At 43.9% G+C, this 23877-nt stretch carries 19 protein-coding genes and 1 pseudogene; 11 read left to right on the top strand and 9 right to left on the bottom strand.

Annotation, left to right across the window (positions count from 1 at the left end):
- The 3 genes from ACVW0P_RS11475 (at nt 1) to ACVW0P_RS11485 (ending at nt 5677) form a co-directional block, all read left to right on the top strand.
- Nucleotides 1-1224: a TolC family protein gene (locus tag ACVW0P_RS11475; protein WP_457132215.1), complete on the top strand. Its 1224-nt coding sequence runs from the start codon at nt 1-3 to the stop codon at nt 1222-1224.
- Nucleotides 1225-1310: 86 nt separating this feature from the next.
- A complete protein-coding gene (locus tag ACVW0P_RS11480) occupies nt 1311-2405 on the top strand; it encodes an efflux RND transporter periplasmic adaptor subunit (RefSeq protein ID WP_457132216.1) in 1095 nt (364 codons plus the stop codon).
- 134 nt (nt 2406-2539) lie between these two features.
- Entirely contained in the window at nt 2540-5677 is a 3138-nt protein-coding gene (locus ACVW0P_RS11485; protein WP_457132217.1) for an efflux RND transporter permease subunit, read from the top strand.
- Between the two features lie 229 nt (nt 5678-5906).
- Here ACVW0P_RS11485 and ACVW0P_RS11490 read toward each other — a convergent pair whose 3' ends face one another.
- From ACVW0P_RS11490 to ACVW0P_RS11500, 3 genes are all read right to left on the bottom strand, one after another.
- Nucleotides 5907-7211, bottom strand: a complete 1305-nt coding sequence (locus ACVW0P_RS11490) for an NAD(P)/FAD-dependent oxidoreductase (protein WP_457132218.1) — start codon at nt 7209-7211, stop codon at nt 5907-5909.
- A 189-nt stretch (nt 7212-7400) separates the two neighbouring features.
- Nucleotides 7401-8258 (bottom strand): sigma-70 family RNA polymerase sigma factor, encoded by an 858-nt coding sequence (locus tag ACVW0P_RS11495; protein ID WP_354431732.1) that lies wholly within the window; start codon nt 8256-8258, stop codon nt 7401-7403.
- 153 nt (nt 8259-8411) lie between these two features.
- Complete coding sequence (locus tag ACVW0P_RS11500; RefSeq protein ID WP_129875592.1) at nt 8412-8603, bottom strand: cold-shock protein; 192 nt, start codon at nt 8601-8603, stop codon at nt 8412-8414.
- A gap of 278 nt (nt 8604-8881) precedes the next feature.
- Between ACVW0P_RS11500 and msrA the strand changes: the two genes are divergently transcribed.
- The 5 genes from msrA (at nt 8882) to ACVW0P_RS11525 (ending at nt 12679) form a co-directional block, all read left to right on the top strand.
- Nucleotides 8882-9511, top strand: a complete 630-nt coding sequence (msrA, locus tag ACVW0P_RS11505) for a peptide-methionine (S)-S-oxide reductase MsrA (RefSeq protein ID WP_457132219.1) — start codon at nt 8882-8884, stop codon at nt 9509-9511.
- A gap of 2 nt (nt 9512-9513) precedes the next feature.
- Nucleotides 9514-10029 carry a peptide-methionine (R)-S-oxide reductase MsrB gene (gene msrB, locus ACVW0P_RS11510; protein WP_457132220.1) on the top strand — a complete coding sequence of 172 codons (516 nt, stop codon included), beginning with the start codon at nt 9514-9516 and terminating at the stop codon, nt 10027-10029.
- A gap of 312 nt (nt 10030-10341) precedes the next feature.
- Nucleotides 10342-10926, top strand: coding sequence for a fasciclin domain-containing protein (locus tag ACVW0P_RS11515; protein ID WP_457132221.1), 585 nt, complete (start codon nt 10342-10344; stop codon nt 10924-10926).
- Between the two features lie 136 nt (nt 10927-11062).
- Nucleotides 11063-12214 (top strand): FAD-dependent oxidoreductase, encoded by a 1152-nt coding sequence (locus ACVW0P_RS11520; RefSeq protein ID WP_457132222.1) that lies wholly within the window; start codon nt 11063-11065, stop codon nt 12212-12214.
- 141 nt (nt 12215-12355) lie between these two features.
- Nucleotides 12356-12679, top strand: coding sequence for a hypothetical protein (locus ACVW0P_RS11525; protein ID WP_457132223.1), 324 nt, complete (start codon nt 12356-12358; stop codon nt 12677-12679).
- Here the strand turns inward: ACVW0P_RS11525 and ACVW0P_RS11530 are convergent.
- The 3 genes from ACVW0P_RS11530 to ACVW0P_RS11540 are packed head-to-tail and all read right to left on the bottom strand — an operon-like array spanning nt 12676 to nt 17015.
- Entirely contained in the window at nt 12676-13233 is a 558-nt protein-coding gene (locus tag ACVW0P_RS11530; RefSeq protein ID WP_457132224.1) for a PAS domain S-box protein, read from the bottom strand. The two genes, ACVW0P_RS11525 and ACVW0P_RS11530, sit on opposite strands and share 4 nt — an antisense overlap.
- A gap of 53 nt (nt 13234-13286) precedes the next feature.
- Complete coding sequence (locus ACVW0P_RS11535; protein WP_457132225.1) at nt 13287-15269, bottom strand: HRDC domain-containing protein; 1983 nt, start codon at nt 15267-15269, stop codon at nt 13287-13289.
- 57 nt (nt 15270-15326) lie between these two features.
- Nucleotides 15327-17015 carry a pseudouridine synthase gene (locus tag ACVW0P_RS11540; protein WP_457132226.1) on the bottom strand — a complete coding sequence of 563 codons (1689 nt, stop codon included), beginning with the start codon at nt 17013-17015 and terminating at the stop codon, nt 15327-15329.
- A 165-nt stretch (nt 17016-17180) separates the two neighbouring features.
- Here ACVW0P_RS11540 and katG point away from each other — a divergent pair, with 165 nt between their 5' ends.
- Nucleotides 17181-19442, top strand: coding sequence for a catalase/peroxidase HPI (gene katG / locus ACVW0P_RS11545; protein WP_457132227.1), 2262 nt, complete (start codon nt 17181-17183; stop codon nt 19440-19442).
- Nucleotides 19443-19581: 139 nt separating this feature from the next.
- Here the strand turns inward: katG and ACVW0P_RS11550 are convergent, their stop codons facing one another.
- The 3 genes from ACVW0P_RS11550 to ACVW0P_RS11560 all read right to left on the bottom strand — a co-directional run bounded on the left by ACVW0P_RS11550 (nt 19582) and on the right by ACVW0P_RS11560 (nt 21753).
- Nucleotides 19582-19854, bottom strand: a complete 273-nt coding sequence (locus ACVW0P_RS11550) for a hypothetical protein (RefSeq protein WP_457132228.1) — start codon at nt 19852-19854, stop codon at nt 19582-19584.
- Complete coding sequence (locus ACVW0P_RS11555; RefSeq protein ID WP_457132229.1) at nt 19854-20537, bottom strand: cytochrome b/b6 domain-containing protein; 684 nt, start codon at nt 20535-20537, stop codon at nt 19854-19856. Before ACVW0P_RS11555 ends, ACVW0P_RS11550 begins: the two co-directional genes overlap by 1 nt.
- Nucleotides 20538-21189: 652 nt before the next feature.
- The gene (locus ACVW0P_RS11560) at nt 21190-21753 is read right to left on the bottom strand and encodes a helix-turn-helix domain-containing protein (protein ID WP_429380091.1); all 564 of its coding nucleotides are present in this window, start codon (nt 21751-21753) and stop codon (nt 21190-21192) included.
- A 349-nt stretch (nt 21754-22102) separates the two neighbouring features.
- On the opposite strand from ACVW0P_RS11560, the gene ACVW0P_RS11565 reads away from it, so the two are divergent.
- Together ACVW0P_RS11565 and ACVW0P_RS11570 are read left to right on the top strand one after the other, a co-directional pair.
- The gene (locus ACVW0P_RS11565) at nt 22103-22468 is read left to right on the top strand and encodes a cupin domain-containing protein (protein WP_457132230.1); all 366 of its coding nucleotides are present in this window, start codon (nt 22103-22105) and stop codon (nt 22466-22468) included.
- Nucleotides 22469-22655: 187 nt separating this feature from the next.
- Nucleotides 22656-23857, top strand: a pseudogene (locus ACVW0P_RS11570) (acetate/propionate family kinase).
- The last annotated feature ends 20 nt before the right edge of the window (nt 23858-23877 follow it).

Raw genomic sequence — 23877 nt, forward strand, 5'->3', positions numbered from 1 at the left:
ATGATCGGGCAAAAAGCCTCCGCACAAACTGACACGCTTAAGGTAAACTTTAAAGATGCATGGAAACTATTCCTGCAAAACAACCTGATCCTGATAGCCCAAAAGTATAATGTTGATGCCACGCAGGCATTGGTTAAACAAGCCAAACTTTGGGATAACCCCGTACTAAGTACTGACCAGAACATTACCGACGCCAACAAAAAGTTTTTTGACCACAGCAGCGGTAACGGCCAAATACTGGTACAACTGAGTCAGGTTTTTAAAACCGCCGGCAAACGCGGCAAGCAGGTACAAATGGCTAATGATGATGTAAACATCCAGCAGGCACAGTTTAATGATCTGTTGCGGAATTTGCACTACAACCTGCTCTTAGATTTTTCGCAGGTGGCCAACCTGATAGACCAGCGTAAAGTTTACCAGACCGAGATAGCATCGGCTACCAATATGGTGAACGCTACCGATAAATCTTATCAGGCGGGCAACAACTCTCTTAAAGACCTGATCCGTTTAAAAGCCTTATTATTTGGCTTGCAGAATGACTTAGTTGAAATAGACCGCCAGATAAACGACCTGCAAAGCGAATTGAAAACTTTGTTGGTTGCTAATCAGGAACAATTCATCGCCCCGCAAATAACTTTTAATAATACAGATACCACGCTCAACGCAAATGACCTATCTGCTCTTGCAAAAGCAAACCGTGGCGATTACCTGGCTAACCAATATCTGTTAGATCAAAACAACCATAACCTGTCGCTGCAAAAAGCGCTGGCCGTGCCGGATGTTACCATCGGTAGCACGTTCGACCAAAATAGCAGCTACGCCCGCAACTTTGTGGGTTTAGAGATCAGCCTGCCGTTGCCCATCTTTAACCGTAACCAGGGTAATATCAAAAACGCGAAACTTGCTGCCCAAAGCCAGGAATACACGCTAAAGAACAGCGAACTACAGGTGAAGAACGATGTGTACTCGGCAGTGCAACAATACAAGCTTAGCCAGCAATTGCTTGGCAACCGCGAGAATGACTTTTACGCCAAGTACGATCAGTTATTTAAGGGCATGTCTAAAGCTTACCAGCTGAAGCAGATTAACCTGCAGGAGTATGTAGACTTTTTCGATTCGTACCGGGAAACCAAGATCAAAATTTTACAGCAGCAGCTAAACCTGCAAAAGGCCATCGCCGACCTGAATTTTGCGGTAGGCACAACAGTAGTAACGCCGCTTTAAGAAGCCTCTCCCCGGCCCGCTCCGAAGGAGAGGGAGGTAGGAACAAAGTTTAAATATATCTCAATCAATAATAGCACTAACATATAATGAAAAAGCACATCATATACTTAGGCCTGGGTTTAATTGGCCTTAGCGCTTGCCAGGAAAAAAAGACAGGCACTATGGAGACCAAACAGGTTTGCATAAGCGATTCGTTGCAAAAGATGATCAAAATAGATACCGCCAAAAGCAAGCCCATGAAAGATGAGCTTGCACTATCGGGCGAGGTATCATTCGATGAAAATAAAGTGGTAAAGGTATTCCCTTTCACCAGCGGGCAGGTAATGGAAGTTAAGGTTTCCCTGGGTGATAAAGTAACCAAAGGCCAAACGCTTGCCATTATCCGCAGCGCAGATGTTGCAGGTAGCTATACCGACCTTAGCACTACAAAATCTGACCTGGCAATCAACAAGCGCCAGTTGGAGCAAGCCGAGTACCTGTACAAAAACGGGATCTCGAGCGAGCGTGATTATACCGAAGCAAAAGAGAATTATAATAAGGCGGTAGCCGCGAATAGCAAAGTCCGCGACCAAATTGCTATTAACGGCGGTGGCAATACCAGCGCCAGCGGCTCGCTTATTATAAAGGCACCGGGCAGCGGTTACATAGTAGAGAAAAATATCTCGGCAGGTAACTTTATCCGCCCGGATAACGCGAATAGCCTTTTCACCATATCTGATATGAAGGATGTGTGGATTTGGGCAAATGTGTTTGAGACAGACATTGCCAAGGTTAAAAAAGGTTACGATGCTACAATAACAACACTGGCCTATCCCGATAAAGTATTCAATGGTAAAATAGACGAGATAAGCTCGGTACTTGACCCGGATAATAAGGTGATGAAAGTGCGTATCGCGTTATCCAACAATGATATGTTACTGAAGCCGGAAATGTTCACCAATGTGCTCATCACCAATAAAGAAGGTTCAAACTCGGTGGCTATTCCGGCAGCCGCTGTAATATTCGACAGCAGCAAAAACTACGTGGTTGTTTACAACAGCAAGTGCGACCTGCAGGTGCGTGCGGTAAACGTGATAAAAACGGTTGACGATATTACCTATATCGCATCGGGCTTAAAGGCTGGTGATAAGGTGATTTCTAAAAGCCAGCTGCTGCTTTACAATGCTTTAACAGAAGACTAATTACGAGAATCAAGACAATTAGAGTCAAGAATCAAGACAATTAGAATTAAGACATAAGAGTTAAGAAGCAAGACAGAATTAATTTAAGATGTCGTCGCTCTTGCTCCGGGCTCCGGCTCCTTAAAAATATAAAAATGAATAAGCTAATTAAAAATATCATATACTACTCGCTCAGGCACCGGGCGATGGTATTCTTTTTGACTGCGGTGCTGGCTGTATTGGGCGTCTGGAGCTACTTGAATACCCCTATCGAGACGTTTCCGGACGTTACCAATACGCAAATCATCGTAATTGCCCAATGGCCGGGCCGTAGTGCCGAAGAGGTGGAGAAAATGATCACCATCCCCATGGAAACCGTTTTAAACTCGGTACAAAAAAAGGCTAACCTGCGTACTACTTCATCATTCGGCTTATCATACCTGCGCATCATTTTTGATGACGATGTGGATGATGCCTTTGCCCGCCAACAGGTGCTGAGCCGCCTGCAAAATGCCGATCTGCCCGATGGTGTTAAACCCGAGGTTGAGCCGCCATACGGCCCAACCGGCGAGATCTACCGTTATACGCTTAAAAGCAAAACCGAATCTATCCATGACCTTACCGCGATACAGGATTGGGTATTGGACCGCCAGTTTAAATCTATCCAGGGTGTTGCCGATGTAAATAGCTTTGGTGGCGAGGAAAAAACTTATGAGGTGAGCGTAAACCCATCGCTATTACAGAAATATGGGTTAACATCCCTTGATGTATATAACGCCATTAACCGCAGTAATATTAACGTGGGTGGCGATGTTATCGAGAAGAATGACCAGGCCTTTGTGGTGCGTGGTATCGGTTTGATAAACAACGTCAGCGAGATTCAGAACATCATCATTAAAAATGTAAACAACGTGCCTATTCTGGCGCGCAACGTTGCCGAAATTAAGGAAAGTGGCCTGCCACGCCTTGGGCAGGTAAGCCGCGACAGGCAGAAGGATGTGATAGAAGGTATCATAGTGATGCGTAAGGGCGAAAACCCTGCGCTGGTGCTGGATAAGATCCGCGAGAAGGTGAAAGACCTGAACGAGAACATCTTGCCGAAAGATGTTAAGATAGATACCTTTTATGACCGTACCAACCTGATGGATTTTTGTACCGAAACGGTGATCCATAACTTGTTAGAAGGTATCGTACTGGTAACCGTTATCGTTTTCCTGTTTATGGCCGATTGGCGCACTACTTTAACCGTAGCCATCATTATCCCGCTTGCATTGCTTTTCGCCTTTATATGTATGCGCATTAAGGGGATGACGGCCAACTTACTGTCGATGGGGGCGGTTGATTTCGGGATCATCATAGATGGGGCCGTGGTGATGGTAGAGGGCATCTTCGTAGCGCTCGATCATCGCGCCAAAGAACTTGGTATGGAGAAATTTAACAAGATAGCAAAGCTTGGTTTGTTTAAGAATGTAGGTGCCGAAATGGGCAAGGCTATCTTCTTCTCCAAGCTGATCATCATTACTTGTTTGATCCCCATCTTCGCGTTCCAGAAGGTTGAGGGTAAAATGTTCTCTCCGCTGGCATATACTTTGGGTTTTGCCTTGTTGGGCGCGTTGATATTTACCCTTACGCTGGTGCCGGCACTATCCAGCATACTGCTCAAGAAAAACGTACGGGAGAAGCACAACCCGGTAGTTATATTCTTCGAGAATGGCATCCGCAGGATGTTTGGCTTCACCTATAAAAACCAAAAACTGAGCCTGCTGGTAGCGCTTGCCTTTATGGTGATCACCTTCTTTTCGGCAAGGTTTTTAGGGACGGAGTTTTTGCCAGATTTAAATGAGGGCGCCCTTTGGGTAGAGGCGGAGTTGCCAATGAGTGTATCGCTAAACCAAGCCGAGCACATCAACCAAAAGATGATGCAGATATTGGAGAAATTCCCCGAGGTGAAGCAAACGCTTGCACAGGTAGGCCGTACCAATGACGGTACCGACCCTAAAGGTTTCTTTAACGTACAGATCCAGGTGGATCTGAAAAATAAAAAGGACTGGCCAAGCGGCGTATCCGAAGAGGCTTTGATAGACCAGATGGATACCCAGCTGCGCAAACTGCCGGGCATCGTATTCAACTACTCGCAGCCTATCCGCGATAACGTAGACGAGGCCGTAGCCGGTGTAAATGCGAGTATGGCCGTCAAGATATTTGGATCGGACTTTGAAACGCTTGATCACAAGGCCGACGCGGTGATGAAGGTGCTGAAAAATGTACAAGGTGTAGACGATTTAGGCGTGCTGCGTAACCTTGGCCAGCCCGAGTTTAGGATAGAGCTTGACCAGCAAAAGATGGCGCTTTACGGCGTTGCCACTGCCGATGCAAACTCGGTGATTGAAATGGCTATAGGCGGTAAGGCCGCTACGCAATTGTACGAGGGCGAGCGCAAGTTCGACATCCGCCTGCGTTACCAAAAGCAATACCGCGATACCGAAGAGAAAATAGAGAACCTGATGGTACCTACCATGAATGGCTCAAAAATATCCATTAAGGAGATCTCGACCATAAAACAACTGACCGGCCCGGCGTTTATCTTCAGGGATAATAACACGCGCTACATAGCAGTCAAATTTAGTGTGCGTGGCCGCGACCTGGGCAGTACCATTGCCGAGGCGCAACAAAAAGTAAATGCTGCTGTAAAGCTTGATAAAGGTTATGCCTTTACCTGGAACGGCGAGTTCGAGAACCAGATCCGTGCATCAAACACATTGGCCCACGTGGTGCCTATTTGTTTATTGGTGATCTTCCTGATACTGTATGTAACCTTTGGTAATGCCAAAGACGCCATGCTCACCATTATGAACGTACCATTCGCGCTGATAGGCGGGATATTGGCGCTGCACATTACGCATACCAACTTCAGCATCTCGGCCGGTATTGGATTCATAGCCTTGTTTGGGGTGTGTATCCAAAACGGTGTGATCCTGATCTCGGTGTTCCGGAAGAACCTGGAAGAGCATATGACGCTTGATATTGCCTTAATGGAAGGTGTAATATCGCGTGTGCGCCCGGTGGTGATGACCGCCTTGATGGCCGCAATTGGCCTGATGCCTGCCGCCTTATCAACCGGGATAGGCTCCGAAACCCAAAAACCCTTGGCCATTGTGGTGATAGGGGGCTTGGTTACCTCAACTATTCTTACCCTCTTAATATTACCTGTTATTTATGCTATGGTTTACAAGTTGATCCACAGGCGCGAAAACCGGAAACTATTAAAAAGGATGGGCGTAGTTAGTGCTTAGTTTATTGTTTGAAACATTGCGCCCTAAAATGAACCGCGAGGGTTTATTTTAGGGATCGCAATGTTATTGATTAAATCAGGCCTGACTAATAAAAGCAATAAGCCTGCAGTAAAATACTGCAGGCTTATTATTTTTATAGCATTGTATGTTTTAATATCGTATCACCTTGTTATGAAGTAAAAAGAAGGCTGTAACACCATTGATGCTTTCAATGGTGTCGTCAAGCTTATTACACGCCCGACTTAAATATCATCCTAAACGACTGATCGCGGCTTAAATAGGCAACCGCCCAATTATAAAGCGTGCGCAGTTTGTTACGGTAATTCACCAACGATATTAGGTGGATGAACAGCCACATAAACAACGCGATTATGCCACGGAAGTGAACTTTGTGCTTAAAGAGATCCACCACCGCGCTGTTGCGGCCTATGATAGCCATGTCACCTTTATCGAAATATTTGAATGGTTTTAAAGGCTGGCCTTTAGCCATAGCAATAAAGTTTGCCGCCAAGGTTTTGCCTTGCTGTATGGCAACCTGTGCTATTTGCGGGTGGCCTTTAGGATAAGCTGCATCGGTTGTCTGGATGCTGGCATCACCAATAGAATATATGTTTTCTAATCCATGTACCTTGTTGTGCTCGTCGGTCATCATCCTGCGGCCTGCGCCAAGGCTGGATACGGGGATGCCATCAAAAGTGTTGGCAGTGATACCCGCCGCCCATATCAATGTGCTCGATTCTATCACCTCACCGTTAGATAGCATGATTTTACCATCTACATAATCGTTAACGTGCAGGTTTAGCTTCACTTTTACGCCAAGGCTGGTAAGTACTTTGTACGCCTCTTTGTGGGTTTTGTCGCTCATGGCGCCTAACAGGTTAGGGCTGCCGTCAATAATGTATATAGCACCGGGCTGATTGATCAATTCCGGATAATCTTTTTTAAATACGTAGTTCTTCATTTCGGCCAACATGCCCGATACTTCCACGCCGGTTGGGCCGCCGCCTGCTACTACAATGGTCAGCAGTTTTTTTCGTTCGGCAGGGTCTTTGGTGATAGTAGCGCGTTCAAGCGTTTGCAACAGGGCATTACGCATGCGCAGGCCATCGTCAATGCTTTTCATCGGGATGGCATTTGCCTCAATGTTGGCATTGCCAAAAAAGTTGGTTTTGGCGCCGCTTGCAAACACCAGGTAATCGTAGTCCAGTTCGCCGTCTTTTAAATAAACGGTTTGCGTAACCGGGTCAACTTTTACAGGCTCGCCCAGGCGGAAACGGATGTTATCCTTACGGAACAGTTTACGGAAAGGGTAACTGATGCTTGATGGTTCCAAGAAACTGGTTGATACCTGGTACAACAACGGAGGGAAGTAATTGAAGTTGTTTTTATCTACCAGCGTAACCTGGTAGCTTTTGTTTTTTGCCACGTTTTGCGCGAAGTTTACACCGGCAAACCCTCCCCCAATAACCACAATTTTTTTAGGCGTTACAGGCTCATGGCCTGTAAAAACCGAAGGGTTAGAAAGATCGCTCATTTCTGTATTTTTTTGTTTGTCACCGTTATAAATGACGATGCAAATTTAAGCAAAGTGTACATAGTACACTACTAAGTCAGCCTAATTTTACAATGTATTGATGATGGCTGCTCGGGGAGCTTTTGGGGCGAAAAAAAGCCGCTTTTAAGTGTCTTAAAAGCGGCTTTTGTATCTATGCGGATGGTAATACTACAAATAAGATTGCAGCGCACCGCTGCGCGATGATTGTTTTATACGTTGTAAGGCTTTATCCTTTATCTGGCGAACACGTTCGCGGGTAAGAACAAATTTTTCGCCTATTTCTTCTAAGGTGTGGGTATGATTATCGCCCAGGCCGTAAAATAACATTAGCACTTCGCGGTCGCGCTCACCTAATTTAGATAGGGAACGGCCAAGTTCGGTCGCTAACGAATCGTGGATCAAACCACTGTCGGTAGTTGGGTCATCATTGTGCATTACATCAAGTAATGTACCTTCTTCACCTTGTTGAAAAGGGGCATCCATAGATACCTGGCGGCCCGAGTTACGTAACGAGTCGGCGATCTTTTCCACTGTAGTTTCCAGGCATTCGGCCAGTTCTTCGGGCGTTGCTTCGCGCTCTAACTGTTGTTCAAGCGTTGATTGTGTTTTGCGGATCTTGCTCAATGTACCTATCTGGTTCAACGGTAAACGTACCGAACGTGATTGGTCTGATATAGCAGAGATAATAGATTGGCGGATCCACCAAACGGCGTATGATATAAATTTGAAACCTTTGGTTTCGTCAAAACGGCGGGCGGCTTTAATTAGGCCCAGGTTACCTTCGTTAATAAGGTCTCCAAGGGTAATGCCTTGGTTTTGATATTGTTTTGCTACTGATACTACGAAACGAAGGTTGGCTTTTGTAAGTCGCTCTAATGCGGCCTGGTCGCCTTCGCGTATTTTTTGTGCCAGGATAACTTCTTCCTGTGCGCTAATGAGGTCTACTTTACCAATCTCTGTTAAGTATTTATCCAGCGATTGGGTTTCGCGGTTGGTAATAGATTGACTTATCTTAAGTTGTCTCATTTAATGGGAATAATGCGGCCACCTTTTGCCGGCAATTAAATTAATAAAAAAACTTTAAAGAGCGGGGGGTACGGGCGTTTTAAAAGGGCCCATGAAAAAAATAAAAAGCATCCGTATGGTTAACGGATGCTTCACGATTATTAATATAGTGTATTAAGCTACTTTAACTTTTACCGCGTTAGGGCCTTTTTTGCCTTCTTCTACTTCATACTGTACAGTATCGTTCTCGCGGATGCGATCAACTAAACCTGATGAGTGAACAAACACTTCTTTGCCACCGTTACTTGGGGTGATGAATCCAAAACCCTTTTCTTCGTTAAAAAATTTTACTGTTCCTTGTTGCATTATATTGATTTAAATAGTGACAAATGTACCATTAATTATTCATTAAATGGCATTAATTTATTAATTGATATGCTTTACTTATAATTTGCTACCTATTAATACGTAAAATGACAATGATTTGTTATCCACGTATGTAAGAATAACAACGTTTGTCATGTGCACATCACAATAATTACAACACGTAAGTTTGTATACTGTTTTACGACGAATGGGTAATACTTAAAACCATATTTACGTTAGTTAGCCAGCACGTTTAAACGTGTACATCTTAAAATTATATGAAGAGGATAAGCATTCAAATCGCATTATTGTTATTAATAGGTGTCAGCGCCCTGGCGGGTACGCCTAAAAAGGCTTTAGTCAATAAAATTAAATTAGACACCGCCACATTTGCCACAGGCTGCTTTTGGTGTACTGAAGCGAAGTTTCAGCAATTGAAGGGAGTTAAAAAAGTTGTATCGGGTTTTAGCGGGGGCAATGTTGCCAATCCAACTTACAAGCAAGTTTGCACAGGCACAACAGGCCACGCCGAAGCCTGTAATATTGTGTACGACCCTAAAGTAATCACGTATGACGAATTACTGGCCGCGTTTTTTGTTGCGCACGACCCAACCCAGCTAAACCGCCAGGGGAACGATGTAGGTACGCAGTACCGCTCTGCTATATTTTACCATAACGCCGCCCAAAAACAAAAGGCCGATTATTACATTGGTAAGCTAAATACCGAGAAAGCCTACAAAAGCAATATTGTTACCCAGGTAACATCCTACAAGATTTTCTATAAAGCCGAAGATTATCACCAGGATTATTTTAACCAGAATAAAGGAAGCAACCCGTATTGCAAATATGTGATACAACCCGAACTGGATAAGTTTAGAAAAGTATTTAAAAATAAACTGAAAAGCTAAAAATGAAAGCGATATATATCACCGCTGTATTATTACTAACCTTTAACTGCGCTACATTCGCGCAGCACTTAAAGAGTAATAAAGGCCACGAGAACAACCCGTTTTATTCCAACACCGATACCACTCCTTTAAAGGTTACGGACGCCCAGTGGAAAAAGATTTTGCCGCCTACATTGTACGCGACTGCCCGCGAGCAAGCTACCGAGCGCCCTTTTACCGGCCAGTTCTGGAACAAAAGTGCCAAAGGGATTTACTACTGTGCGGTTTGCGGTAACAAACTCTTCCGTTCTGATGCTAAGTTTGCAAGCGATTGCGGCTGGCCAAGTTTTTACGAGCCTGTACGTAAGAACAGCGTAATTTACAAGCAGGACAATTCAGTAGGGATGGAGCGCACCGAGGTTATCTGCGCACGTTGCAGCTCGCACCTCGGGCATATATTTGATGACGGCCCCGCACCAACTTACAAAAGGTTTTGCATGAATTCCGTTTCATTAGATTTCCAACCGGACGGATTATAAATGCGGATGTCTCGCAACAAATCATAATACTTTGTTGCAAATTAAATGATGGACGTTATTGCCACTTCGGCGTTAGAATCACCGGAAAGCTTATAATTTTAGTCTGAAATTATAAGTTTTCAACTAATTGATTTACACTATCTTGTGACTGATGGCACGGCATTAGCATTTATTTTTTATGCGCCTGTTAAACAAATTTGATTTTTTTGGCGTTATAAATGGCAGTTACCCACTTAAAATAAACTGCGCTATATAGATAAAAACAACTACACTTTAACCAAATCAATTAATTCAATTACAAACATCAGTAACATGAAAAGATCCACTTTAATGGTTGGCGCGTTAGTCGTTTTAAGTTTAACCACCGGCCGTGCATTTGCACAAGTACAAGATACTACCAAAAAAACTACCACTACAGCTACCGCCACCACACCTGCAGTTGCAGATGGCGCAACCGATGTAGTTGGCGCATTAGCCAGCAATGCAGATTACTCTACTGCCCTTGCCGATGTAAAGGCGGCAGGCCTTGAGGCAACCCTTAAAACAGGTGGCCCATATACAATTTTCGCCCCAAACAATGCCGCGTTCAGCGCGCTACCACCTGCAAAATTGGATAGCCTGGTAAAAGATCCTGCAAAATTAGCCACCGTGCTTAAAGGCCACGTAGTGACCGGTAAATATGCTAAAGCTGATATCATCAAAGCATTAAATGCCGGTAAAGGCAAGGCTACGTTGACAACTATCGACGGACAAACGCTTACACTTTCGGTTACTGCCGATAAAAAATTGCAGCTTTCAAACGCCGCAGGTAATACTTCGCAGGTTATTTTATATGACCTTGTTGGCGCCAACGGTGTGGTGAACGGCCTAAACGCCGTGTTAGCACCCACTAAATAATTCAGTCAACATACAATCTAAAAGCCGCCAAACGTAAGTTTGGCGGCTTTTGTGGTTTAAATAAAAATATTTTAAAAGATAAACGGTGATGGTCCGTCTACCCAAACAGGGTGCATAATTAACTCCCTGTTTAAAAATGAATAACATCAAATCAAAAAATATAGCCGTTGTAGGCGCAGGCCCGGGCGGCTTAACGCTTGCCAGGCTTTTACAAATGAACGGCGCGAATGTAAGAGTCTACGAACGCGATGCTAATAAGGATGCCCGCCCGAAAGGTGCCACGCTCGATCTGCATGACGAATCTGGATTGGCCGCCATCCGTGCGGCCGGTTTGTGGGATGCCTTTATGGCGAATTACCGCCCCGGTGCCGATAGGTTAAGAATTGTAGATAAGCATGCCAAGATTTGGCTGGAAGATAACACCGAGCGGAACGATGAGCATTGGCGACCCGAGATAGACCGCGGCCCGCTGCAAAAGATCCTGCTTGATTCATTAAAGCCCGGCACCGTGGTATGGGGCAGGCAGTTTGACACCCTTACACCCAAAGGCGAAGGCTGGACCATAGCCTTTAAAAATGGCATTATAGAAACCGCAGACATCGTAATTGCGGCAGACGGGGCCAACTCAAAACTGCGCCAATACCTAACCGATATAAAGCCATTTTTTGCAGGGATGACTGCCATCGAAGCATCGGTATATAGCTCAGCTAAAACAATCCCCAATATGCACACCCTGCTTAACGGCGGTAAAATATTTGCCTTCGGCGATACCAAAAGTTTGATCGTGAGCTCGAAAGGGGATGGGAGCCTGGTGTTTTACCCCGGCTTTAAAACCGAAGAGAACTGGGCTCGTGACTGCGGGATAAACTTTAGCGATAAAGCACAAGTGCTTGCCTGGTTCAAACAGGAATATATAGGATGGGGCGATGCCTGGGACGAGCTTTTTGAGAACACCAGCGGCAACTTTATTCCCCGCCCGCAATATTGCATGCCCTTAGACCAAACCTGGGAACCAAAACCAAACCTCACTATGCTTGGCGATGCCGCCCACCTTATGCCACCCTATGCCGGCGAGGGCGTAAATATGGCTATGCTGGATGCCTTGGAATTGAGCCGGCATTTGTTGAACGAAAATTATCCTGACACACTATTAGCTATAAGATCATATGAAACCGAAATGTTGAAACGCGCATCAGAAACAGCATACTTTACCCTGCAAAACACCGAAGCCCTGCACTCGGAAGGCGCTCTAAAATTTATGGTAGATATGATGGCGGGTGGGGAATAGGATAGCTAAATTAACATATCAAATGCCTTGCGAGCATAAGCGGGGCTTTTTTTTGTCGCAATTCACCCTGCAATCTGTCCCAATTACACATTTTATTATTGAATGGTGGCGGGTATCTTTACTCATCAATAATAAATAATTATGAGAGTAAACAGGGTACAGTACACCACCACCGCGGCATTTGCGCCGATTAACCAAGCTAACATAGCCGAAATTATAAAAGACTTGAAACAATTGAAACATCCCGGTATACAATGCGGGTGCTGGTTGCTTCCAGATGGTAAAACCTTTATGCATTTTGACCAGTTTGTGGATGATGCAGCGCACGACGTTTTACTTTCCCGGGCATCCTTCAAGAAATTTGATGAAGAACTTTGGGCAAGCGGGCTGGAAGCGGAACCGGTAATGGTTAACCCTACTTTGGTTGCATCTACAGAAAACTTCTTTAAGGTCAACCAGGGTTAGGGGGCAACTTCTTTTACCATCGCCATAATGTTGCCGCTTTTCTGGCTGCGTAACAGGTGTGCTGTAATGGCGACGTTTATGATGTTGCCGTTTTTTTTATGATGGCGCCAAACGCCGCTATCATTCATGCCGGGTTGTAATTCGCGTGCCGCGGTATGCACAGCGGCAAGGTCTTCGGGTAAACAAAGATCCAGCACATTCATCTTGAAAAACTCCTCCCGGCTGTAACCGTAAAAAGAAATTGCAGCCTCGTTAACCGCGGTAAAAGCAAACGTGCGCAGGTCAATGATCCACATTGGGTTGGGGTTATCGTCAAAATAGCTGCGATAGCGTAATTCGCTTTCAGATATGCGGCGGGTGTGTAGTTTTATCAGTTGATATAGCAGCAAACCGGTTAGCAATACATACCCAACGCCTTTAATGCTGCCTATAAATAATACAAACTCCAGGTCGACGTGGTTTTGCATGGCAAATAATAGCTTGTCGCTCAGCATAATCCATAGCACGCCAACAATCACATAAATAGCCGCTATTTTAAATGCCCCTGATTTCATCTATCCGAATATAGAGAATTTGAAATCAAATACTTTGATAGGATAGATTATAATTAAAACAAACTTGCCTGGTCGTTATCCGGCCCTTGCTGATATATGCGGATAAGTGTAATAATATCTGCCCCGTATTGATTTGCCTTTTGAGGGCCTACGCCTTTAATGCCGCTGAAGTTTTTTAAAGTTGCCGGCAGTTTTTCTGCAATAGCAGCCAGCGTTTTCTCGGTAAACACCATCCCTGGCATTATTTTCTGACGGGTTGCCGCTTTTTCGCGCCAGGCGAGTAGCTGATTGTAAAGCTCTTCGTTAGGCAGGGCGTTCAGTGCTTTAAGATAGCCGCGGTCGTGAGTGGTTACTTTGTTTTTTAGCTGCTCTAAATAAATGGTGGTTTTAAAAGGATTTGCCGTAAAATATTGTAATAGCTGTATGCGGTTCATCAGCCATATAATAAGTTGGTCGGCTTTGGCGGCTTTTTCTTTTGATTTATCTATCAGGAAAGGCAGGTTTTGGTGCAGTATTTCTATAGCCCCGGTTAGTTTCTCCAAAAAATAGGCTGATGCCTGCTGGCTGCGCTCAATTTTTAGTTGCCGGTTGAATTTTTCTGCTACGGCAATAATATCCGTTTCCAGGTTGGGCAGTAAACTGGTAAATTCTTTAAGCTTGGTTTGCAGCGGGCCAAAGTTAAATAGTTCGCTTAATAAGTATTGCTGATACAGGTGCCTGTCGTGCTCAAGCCGTTTTTCGTCGGGTGCTACCTGTGCCGAGTGCTCGTTAAAACGCGTAACTGCCGGGTCGCCAATAATATTGCGTGCCGCGATGGGGTTACGTAAAACCATGCCTGCAAGGCTGCGGCAACGGCTTAAAGCAACGTATGCCTGCCCGTGCGCAAAAGATTCAGATACATCTATAATGGCCTTATCAAAACTAAGCCCCTGGCTTTTATGAATGGTGATAGACCAGGCCAGTTTAAGCGGGATCTGCGCGAAACTGCCCGAATTGGTTTCGTTGATCTCGTCGCCCTCCATCTGGTAATTTATATTGGTCCACTCCAGCGCTTCTACTGCTATTTCCTTGCCATCGCTGCCGCATTGTACGTAAACCGTGCTTTCATCCAGCGCGGTAACAGTGCCTATTTTACCATTATAATATAACTTCTCCGCCGAGCTATCATTCTTCACAAACATCACCTGCGAGCCAATTTTCAATTTCAGGCTGATGTCGGTAGGGTAGGCATCCCTCGGGAAATCGCCGCTAACGGTAGCGGTATATTCCACCTCTCGGGCGTTAAGCGCCTCCAGGTATTCGTAATTAATTTTTTGTGCTATGCTGTTGTGGGTGGTGAGTGTAATATACGGCTCATCAACTGTAGGTTTAAAGCCGGGTACATGCCTGTCGTTTAACGTTTGCAGGCTTGCAGGGCTGATGGTATTGTTGCGCACCTCATTCAAAATATCAACAAAGGCCTGCTCTTTTTGCCTGAACACGTGGTTAAGCTCTATACGTACATAAGGCGCTTTTTGCATCACCCTGCTGCTGAAAAAGTAAGGTGTATTATAATAAGGCCGTAATATGCCCCATTCATCATCTTTAATGATGGGGCTAAGCTGTGAAAGATCGCCAATAAGCAATAACTGCACACCACCAAAAGGATACGACGAGCCTTTTATATTGCGTAGTATCAAGTCTATCTGGTCAAGCACATCGGGGCGCACCATACTCACCTCGTCAATAACCAGCAATTCCAGGTTGGCAAGCAATTCTTTCTTCTCGGTGTTGAAATGCACTTCGGGTCTTTCTGTTCCCGATGGGATTATCGGCCCAAAGCCTAATTGAAAAAACGAGTGGATGGTCATGCCCCCGGCATTGATGGCAGCTACGCCTGTGGGCGCAACTACGGCAAGCTTTTTTTGCGAAGACTGCCGCAGGTTTTGCAGAAAAGTGGTTTTGCCGGTGCCCGCTTTACCCGTTAAAAAAACAACCGTGTTGGTGCTTTCTAAATAATCATAAGCCAACTGCATCACCGGGTTCATCTCTGCCATTACTGGTGCAAAAATATAATTCTATTTTGCTAAAAATGTAAGCAAAACAAAAATTTACTAAAAATCTTCGGGTATTTCAAAAGTGATGGTTTGTTTGCTTAGGGGATGCACAAATTGCAGGTAAGCCGCATGTAGGTAAAGCCTTCCGGCCCCGGTTGCGTACAAATCATCGCCAACAATAGGGGCGTTAAGCCCCTGCAGGTGTGCCGCATGCATCCTTAACTGGTGGGTGCGCCCGGTTAGCGGCCAAAAATGGACTTTAGTAGTATGCTCGTTCCGTTGAATCACTTTCCATTTGGTTACGGCCTTTTTGCCTTCGTCAAAACAAACCAGTTGCCTTGGCCTGTTCAGCAAGTCCGCCCGCAGGGGCAAGCTGATCTCGCCTTCAGATTCCATGATCACTTTAGAAAGCAACGCGGTGTAGCGTTTGGTTACCGTGCGTTTTGAAAATTGCGCCTGGATAAATTTATGGGCTTCCTTAGTTTTGGCTACTACCAACAACCCCGACGTGCCCATGTCCAACCTGTGGACGATAAGTGGTTCGATATCATCAAACCTTGATTTTAACCTGCTATAAACCGAATCATGGATATTAACCCCCGGCACCGAACGTAAATCGGCAGATTTGTTAACTATAACAAAGTAATCATCCTCGTAAATAATATCGATCACATTGCTTTCGGTAGGGTTTTCGAGGAGCGGGTTATCGTCTACGGCCATCCCCTCCAGCATGTGTGCCAAAATGGGTTTACATTTACCCGTGCAGGCAGGGTAAAATTGCTTATGCTGCCTTATTTCAGATTTTGGTGCCGCGCCCCACCAAAACTCGGCCATGGCAAGCGGTTTGTAACCGTGCTTGAATGCGTATTGTAATAGTTTTGGGGTGGCACATTCGCCGGCAGCAGCGGGGGGCTTCCCAAAAACGGTAGCAGCGAATATCTCATGCAGGCTTTTCTCTCTGTTATTTATATTGAGGAATACATATTGTTCAAACAACTGCTGCTGCAATGCAGACGACCTTTCCCTACGGTCTTTTTTTAAACGTTCTGCCTCATCCTCAGACTGTGCAATGCGTGATTTTAGTTCGGTTAGGTGTTGTTCCCATTTGTTGGATAGTATGTTAAACTCATGCTTGTCCCGCAGGCTTTGTTTAATTAGGTCGGCTTCAAAAGCTTCATAATCTGGCTCGTCTAAAATGCCTTTTTGCGCTTCGCGGAGCTTTTTACGGCGATCCTTATTCTTTTTTAGCTGTTTTTTGGATGATGCTATTTCTTCAAGGGATAGTGTAGTGGCCTGCTCATGTTCCTGTTTTTGGTTGATGTAATTTTCATCAGACTCTATTGCCTTTACCTGTTGGTTAATGGTATTGATGATATCCTGTCCCTTCAGGAAGAAACTATCCTCTATCAGCATATCAAAAACGGGTGGTACAAATTTAGAGTGATCGTTAGAGCCGGCCATTTTACCCGAGAAGGCAGATAAATAACCCAACCTGCCATCCGCATCTTGCACTACCAAAACGCCAAACATTTTGCCAATAACAGGGCCTTCCTGCTCATCATCCAATCCAAAATTATGGTTAAGGTTGATTTGCTCGTTTAGATATTTTTGTAGATCTGCCACAGCAAGTAATGTTAACGGGTGCGGAACGTAATAAAACGGGAAAGTGAATTTTTGGGGTAAGGCGATACCGTTTATAGAAGTATCAGAAAAGTAGGAGAGATGATGTTGGCCGTTGTTACCCATTTGCAGATGCAAAAATAACAGATATAAACTGAAGATGTATTTAAGTTAACTACCGCGTCATCTTTTTGTTAAAAATATAAGTTGGTAACATAACCACATCTTAAATCCCTATCTTTTCAAAATCGATAAGTATAAGCCAATTTTCAATTATATAATACGCTAAAAATGGAAAACGATTCAAACGACATCAGCAAGTGCCCGTTCCTGAACGGTGGTCAGAAACAAAATGCAGCCGGCGGCGGCACGCGTAACCGCGATTGGTGGCCCAACCAGTTAAAGCTTGGCATCCTGCGTCAAAATTCATCCCTGTCTGACCCAATGGGCGAAGATTTTAATTATACCGAAGCCTTTAACAGCCTTGACCTGGAGGCCGTGAAAACAGACCTGCACGCGTTAATGACCGATTCGCAGGACTGGTGGCCGGCAGATTTTGGGCATTACGGCGGTTTGTTCATCCGTATGGCATGGCATAGCGCTGGTACCTACCGTATTACTGATGGGCGTGGCGGCGGTGGCGCGGGCCTGCAACGTTTTGCCCCGCTTAACAGCTGGCCCGATAACGTAAGCCTTGATAAAGCCCGCAGGTTGCTTTGGCCTATAAAACAAAAATATGGACGCAGTATTTCCTGGGCCGATCTGATGATACTGGCGGGTAACATCGCCTTAGAATCTATGGGTTTTAAAACTTTTGGCTTCGCCGGTGGCAGGCCTGATGTATGGGAAGCTGATGAATCTGTTTACTGGGGTGCCGAAACAACCTGGTTGGGTAACGATAAACGTTATGCCGATGGTTCGCCGGGTGTAGAGGGGCGCGGTGTATTGGTATCTGATGAGGATGCTAATGGCGATATCCACACGCGTAACCTTGAAAAACCACTTGGTGCTGCACACATGGGTTTGATATACGTTAACCCCGAGGGGCCCGATGGAAACCCCGACCCAATAGCGTCCGCAAGGGATATCCGCGAAACTTTCGGCCGTATGGCCATGAATGATGAAGAAACCGTCGCGCTTATTGCTGGTGGCCACAGCTTTGGTAAAACCCACGGCGCAGCATCATCAGATCATGTAGGTAAAGAACCGGAGGCCAGCGATGTAGAGTTGCAGGGCTTTGGCTGGGCAAACCAATACGGATCTGGCAAAGGTGCAGATACAATTACCAGCGGCCTGGAAGTAACCTGGACAACCACACCAACCCAATGGAGCAATAACTATTTCGAAAACCTGTTCGGCTTTGAGTGGGAGCTTACCAAAAGCCCTGCCGGCGCGCATCAATGGGTTGCAAAAAATGCGGAAGATATTATCCCTGACGCTTACGATAATTCTAAAAAGCATAAGCCAACCATGCTTACAACGGATATTGCCCTTAGGGTAGACCCGGCTTACGAAAAGGTATCGAGGCGCTTTTTGGAAGACCATGAAGCATTTTCTGATGCATTTGCACGTGCATGGTTTAAACTAACCCACCGCGATATGGGCCCGCGCGAGCGTTATCTTGGCCCGGATGTACCGCAGGAAGAATTGCTTTGGCAAGATCCTATCCCTGCCGTAGACCATGCTTTAATAAGCGCGGAGGATATAGAAGCTTTAAAAGCGAAAATATTAGATTCGGGACTAAGTGTTTCTCAGCTGGTATCTACCGCGTGGGCTTCGGCTTCAACCTTCCGCGGGTCGGATAAACGCGGTGGCGCAAATGGCGCACGCATCCGTTTGGCCCCGCAAAGGTACTGGCAGGTTAATAACCCTGCAAAGCTGCGGGAGGTATTAAGCGTGTTAGAAAATATCCAAAGAGAGTTTAACAACAGCGGCCAAAAAGTTTCTCTGGCCGACCTTATCGTGTTGGCGGGATCGGTGGGCGTGGAAAAGGCTGCCAAAGATGCCGGGCATGATATTACCGTTCCGTTTACGCCGGGCCGTATGGACGCCTCGCAAGAGCAAACAGATGTAGAGGCAATGGGTTATTTAGAGCCTGCTGCAGATGGTTTCCGCAATTACCGCAATTCAAAAGCTGAAATAGCTACGGAGGAATTGCTGATAGATAAAGCCCAACTGCTTACCCTTACCGCGCCGGAATTAACGGTTTTAGTTGGTGGTTTGCGCGTGTTAGATACTAACTATGATGGGTCTAAACATGGTGTGTTTACCACGCGCCCCGGCCAGCTTACCAACGACTTTTTTGTGAACTTGCTGGATATGGGTACCGCCTGGAAGGCAACGGGGGGCAAGGAACTTTATGAAGGTATCGACAGAAGTACGGGTGTGTTTAAGTGGACAGCCACCCGCGCCGATCTGGTGTTCGGTTCAAACTCCGAGTTGCGGGCCGTTGCCGAAGTTTACGGAAGCGCTGATGCACAGGGGAAATTTGTTAAGGACTTTGTGGCCGCATGGCATAAGGTGATGAACCTGGATAGGTTTGATATCAAGTAAATCGAATTTACTGCCAATAGTAAAGCCGCCTGCTGATAAGCAGGCGGCTTTTATGTTTAATAATCCTTTGCTCAATGGTGCATGTTGCCGTTATTTGCACAGTTTCAAAATCTAAAGATGCAAGCGACCATGCCCCTCATCATGGAGTAGATTGATAAAGAAACTTTTTGTTGGCAACATGTATCTTTAAAATAAGCCCGCTTTCAACTAATTTTTTCAGGCGGCCATAAAATGAACTTATACTCATTTTATGGCCGTTTTTAGAAAACGCTAACCAAATAAATTCGGCATCTTTGGGCTCAACCAGTCCGTTTATAAACTCTACAATCAGGTCATTTACCTTATTGTATTCCAGTTGTGCCGTAGTTAACCGCGACTTTGATGATCTGTATATCTGTGGTTGTCCGTCCATTAATTAGTATTATGGTCCTTTCCGCCATTGATCATGTCAGACACAATTCCACTACCGTCTTTGCGTTCTGCCAATAACACGCCAAAAATATGTACTAATATAAATGCCAATATAAGGTACATGCAAAACCCGTGAACCTCTTTAACAGAATGGCGAATGGATTTGTATGCTGATAAAGCATCTTCGAAAGCGAGGAATAAACCAGTTACCACCATTACTATCAACAGCAGATAAAATACCGCATATATCGATTTCACGGTTAATTCGTGCGTGGCTATTTCTCTTTCCTTTTTAATAGTACTGAATTGATGATAAGCGCTTTTAATTTTTCGGATAAATTTTTGATCTGCTAACTGGAAAAACTCCAATACCAGCCTAAATACCAGTAAAGCCGCCAGCGCGTAACCAAAATAAATATGAATTCCCCAAACACTATCGCTCAAGGCATGTGCAGCAGTCCCCGCTTGATCATCATTTACAACTGTGCCCGACTTTTGAAACTCGGTCTTAATTGAATTAGCTGTGGCATGGTCATCAGTTATGGTAGCATTAATAAGCACCGTGATTAGCGAGCCGCTTATTGCAATTAAGTTTAGCCAGTGCCAAAGCCGTAGCGTGAAAGAATACTTTTTGATACTCGACGGATCCTGAACATCGCGCCGGGTTGGTTCTATAATAGCCATATGATATCTTACTTTGCTTTAAACATATAAGGCAAAACTGGAATAAAACTGAATTTATACAATGAGTCATCTAAAAAAAGTTGTCTGTTTTAGTTAATGCTTATTATGTGAATATTATAAAAACGCTTACGGCTAAAAACATCGAAAAATTTCTTTAAACATAAAATAAATTAAAAATGTTGCTCAGATAAAGTTTAATCCTTACTAAGCGTCCAAACATTTTCAATTACAGTAGCTTTTGGCAATCTTTAAATACCATTTGTGGGATACATGACTCTAAATGGACTTGGAATGCATCTATTGCAAATGACCATGGGGTACGGTTAACTTACCTTCAGCTATTTTACAAAATTTGATTGTTAGTGGAGCCGGAGGGATTTGTATTACCCTTATACAGCGCTGATATTCAATATTTTATAATGGATTAATTTCTTACTCACCGAAATACTCACCACTTTTTTAGTACAGATTAATTGCAAATCTTATAAAGATAAAGATACGACTTTTTGGATAATCATGCAATTAATGAATAGACAATTTGATTAGAGGTACTTGAAAAACTTATTTAAATCTTGTATTCAAGTAGTTATGTTATTTTTCAGTAATTATACTGGATTTAACGATACGCACATCAATTGATATTGAATATCAATCATCCTGGATTTACAATACCTTTACACCTGTGTACCTTTAACTTTTTAAAGTGCGACGGCGTTAAACCGGTTATCTTTTTAAATTGATTAGATAAATGCGCTACGCTGCTATAATGTAGTTTATAAGAAATCTCTGTAAGAGACAACTCATCATAAACTAACAATTCTTTCACACGCTCAATTTTGTGGGTTATGATATAGTGCTCAATGTTTATACCTACTGTTTCTGAAAATAAGTTAGCCAGGTAGGTATAGTTATGGTTTAACTTTTCGCTTAAGTGATCAGAGAAATTTATCTTTTCCGGCTCATCAGTGTAATGGATAAGCTCCACTATTACTTTTTTAATCTTCTCTATCAGGATGCTTTTTCTGCTATCCATTAACTCTAAGCCATATTTTAAAAGGGCTGCATTAAGTTTATCAATTTGAATCTTAGAAATATTCCCCAGTATTTCTATTTCCCCTAACTCCACAATAACACAATGTAGGGAAAGTTTTTTAAGCTCTTGCCTGACAATCATTTTGCAACGAATGCATACCATATTCCTAACGTAGAGCTTCATGATATTACCTGTTGATTATTTGAGCCGGTTAGATAGTTATCTGACTAAGATAATGAAGAGAGAATTCAGCTACTTGATAAAACTGTTTTGTACCGATCACATAAGTAGAAGCAGAAACATAGCTTAATGTTTCATTTTGAAAAGTTAAATATCGCTATAGGTTGTGAGAATACGAGAAAGTTAATGTGGAAGTGTGAATAATGTAACTTATTCGGTGAGTTATGTAACTCTTCTGAAAGACATAACCTCACCTTTACCACGCTTAATAGAGCTGCAATTGACCTGTTTTATTGATTTTAACTATTAGGGTTTGATAGGTGCTTCACAAAGCACTATAATATGCTTGACCATGGACAAAAAACGCATTGAATATAATCCTGAAAGCACAGAGATTGAAAAGGCTAAGTCGCACATCATTGTCGAGATCATCGAATATGTGCCCAATGCGGTAGTGATTAAAACGATCATCAAAAAATCCACAGGCAATATTAGTATGATGTCGTTCGATAGCGGCGAGGGGTTGACTGAAAAAACCTCGCCATTTGATGCTTTTGTGCAAATAATTGAGGGTGAGGCAGAGTTTGTTATTGACGGTGTTTCCAATCTTTTGAATACAGGACAGGGTATGATACTTCCGGCACATCTTTCTCATTTTATTAAACCCAACGGGCGTTTCAAAATGATCCAAACGATTATTAAAAGTGGTTATGAATAAGTTTATATGACCAAGATCATCAAATAATGTATTGATCATCAGATTTTTATCAACAGGCCGCGTATAACTTTGGAGCTAAGCTGCGCTAAACTAATATTAGACATACCTATGAAAAAAGAAAATCATATCAATACCTTATTTCTTGACATCGGCAGCATTTTGCTCACTAAGCCTTATTTCCGTGCTAATGAAAAAGCTTACTAAAGACTGCCTCCTTACCATAAATGGAGGTTCATCAAGTATAAAATATGCTTTATATGAAATTAAGGATACGCTTGATCAATTACTATCCGGCGAAATGGAAGGCATCGGAAGCGGTGATGCCAAACTCAGCTTTATACATTTAGAAAGTAGCCAAAGTCATCAGGTTAACATCCCTGTCGCTGACCACAATGAAGCCTCAAATTGGTTGATTAACTGGCTGGAAGAAAAAACAGAATTTATAAGGGTGAAGGCAATAGGGCACCGCATAGTACAGGGTATGGAACATACCGCGCCAGAAAAGATCACCGACAGGCTATTGAAAGAACTAAAGGACATAAGCCCTTATGATCCTGAACATTTGCCCGTCGAGATCAAGTTGATCGAAGTATTTAGAAAACGCTATCCGGATATTCACCAGGTAGCTTGCTTCGACACTTCTTTCCACGCATCAATGCCAGATATTGCCAAATTGATACCCATCCCGATAAAATACAGGGATAAGGGAATAAAGCGATATGGATTCCATGGTCTATCTTATTCCTACCTTATTGAAGAATTTAAACGTACCGAAGGAGCTGAAAAAGCAAAAGGAAAGATCATTATTGCCCATTTAGGCAGCGGTGCAAGTCTTGCCGCAGTAAAGAATGGCAAAAGCGTGGATACCAGCATGGGATTTACACCCGCATCAGGCTTAACGATGAGTACTCGTACCGGCGACCTTGATCCGGGCGTAGCCTGGTATTTACAAAAGTTTGAAAAGCTCACGCCTGCGCAATTTAATCACCTGGTCAATCATGAATCTGGTTTATTAGCCATATCGGGCACCACGGCAGATATGCAGGAACTACTCCAAATTCAAAATGATGACAAACGTGCCGCACAGGCCGTTGATTTCTTTTGCTACCAATGTATAAAATGGATAGGTGCATTTATCGCTGTGCTTGGTGGTTTGGATTCCTTTATATTTTCTGGAGGTATTGGCGAACATGCACCCGAAATACGGGGGCGAATTTGTACTGGGCTACAATTTTAGGGATTGAATTGGATAAAAATAAAAATAAAAACAGTGATGCCGTTATTTCAACCGATGCCAGCAAGGTATTGGTCAGAGTGATCAAAACCAATGAAGAATTAATGATCGCGAGATCAGTATGTACTATTTTGAATTACAACATTAAACAATAAATAAAATGGAAACCCTATTG

The organism is Mucilaginibacter sp. UYNi724 (genome assembly GCF_054057495.1).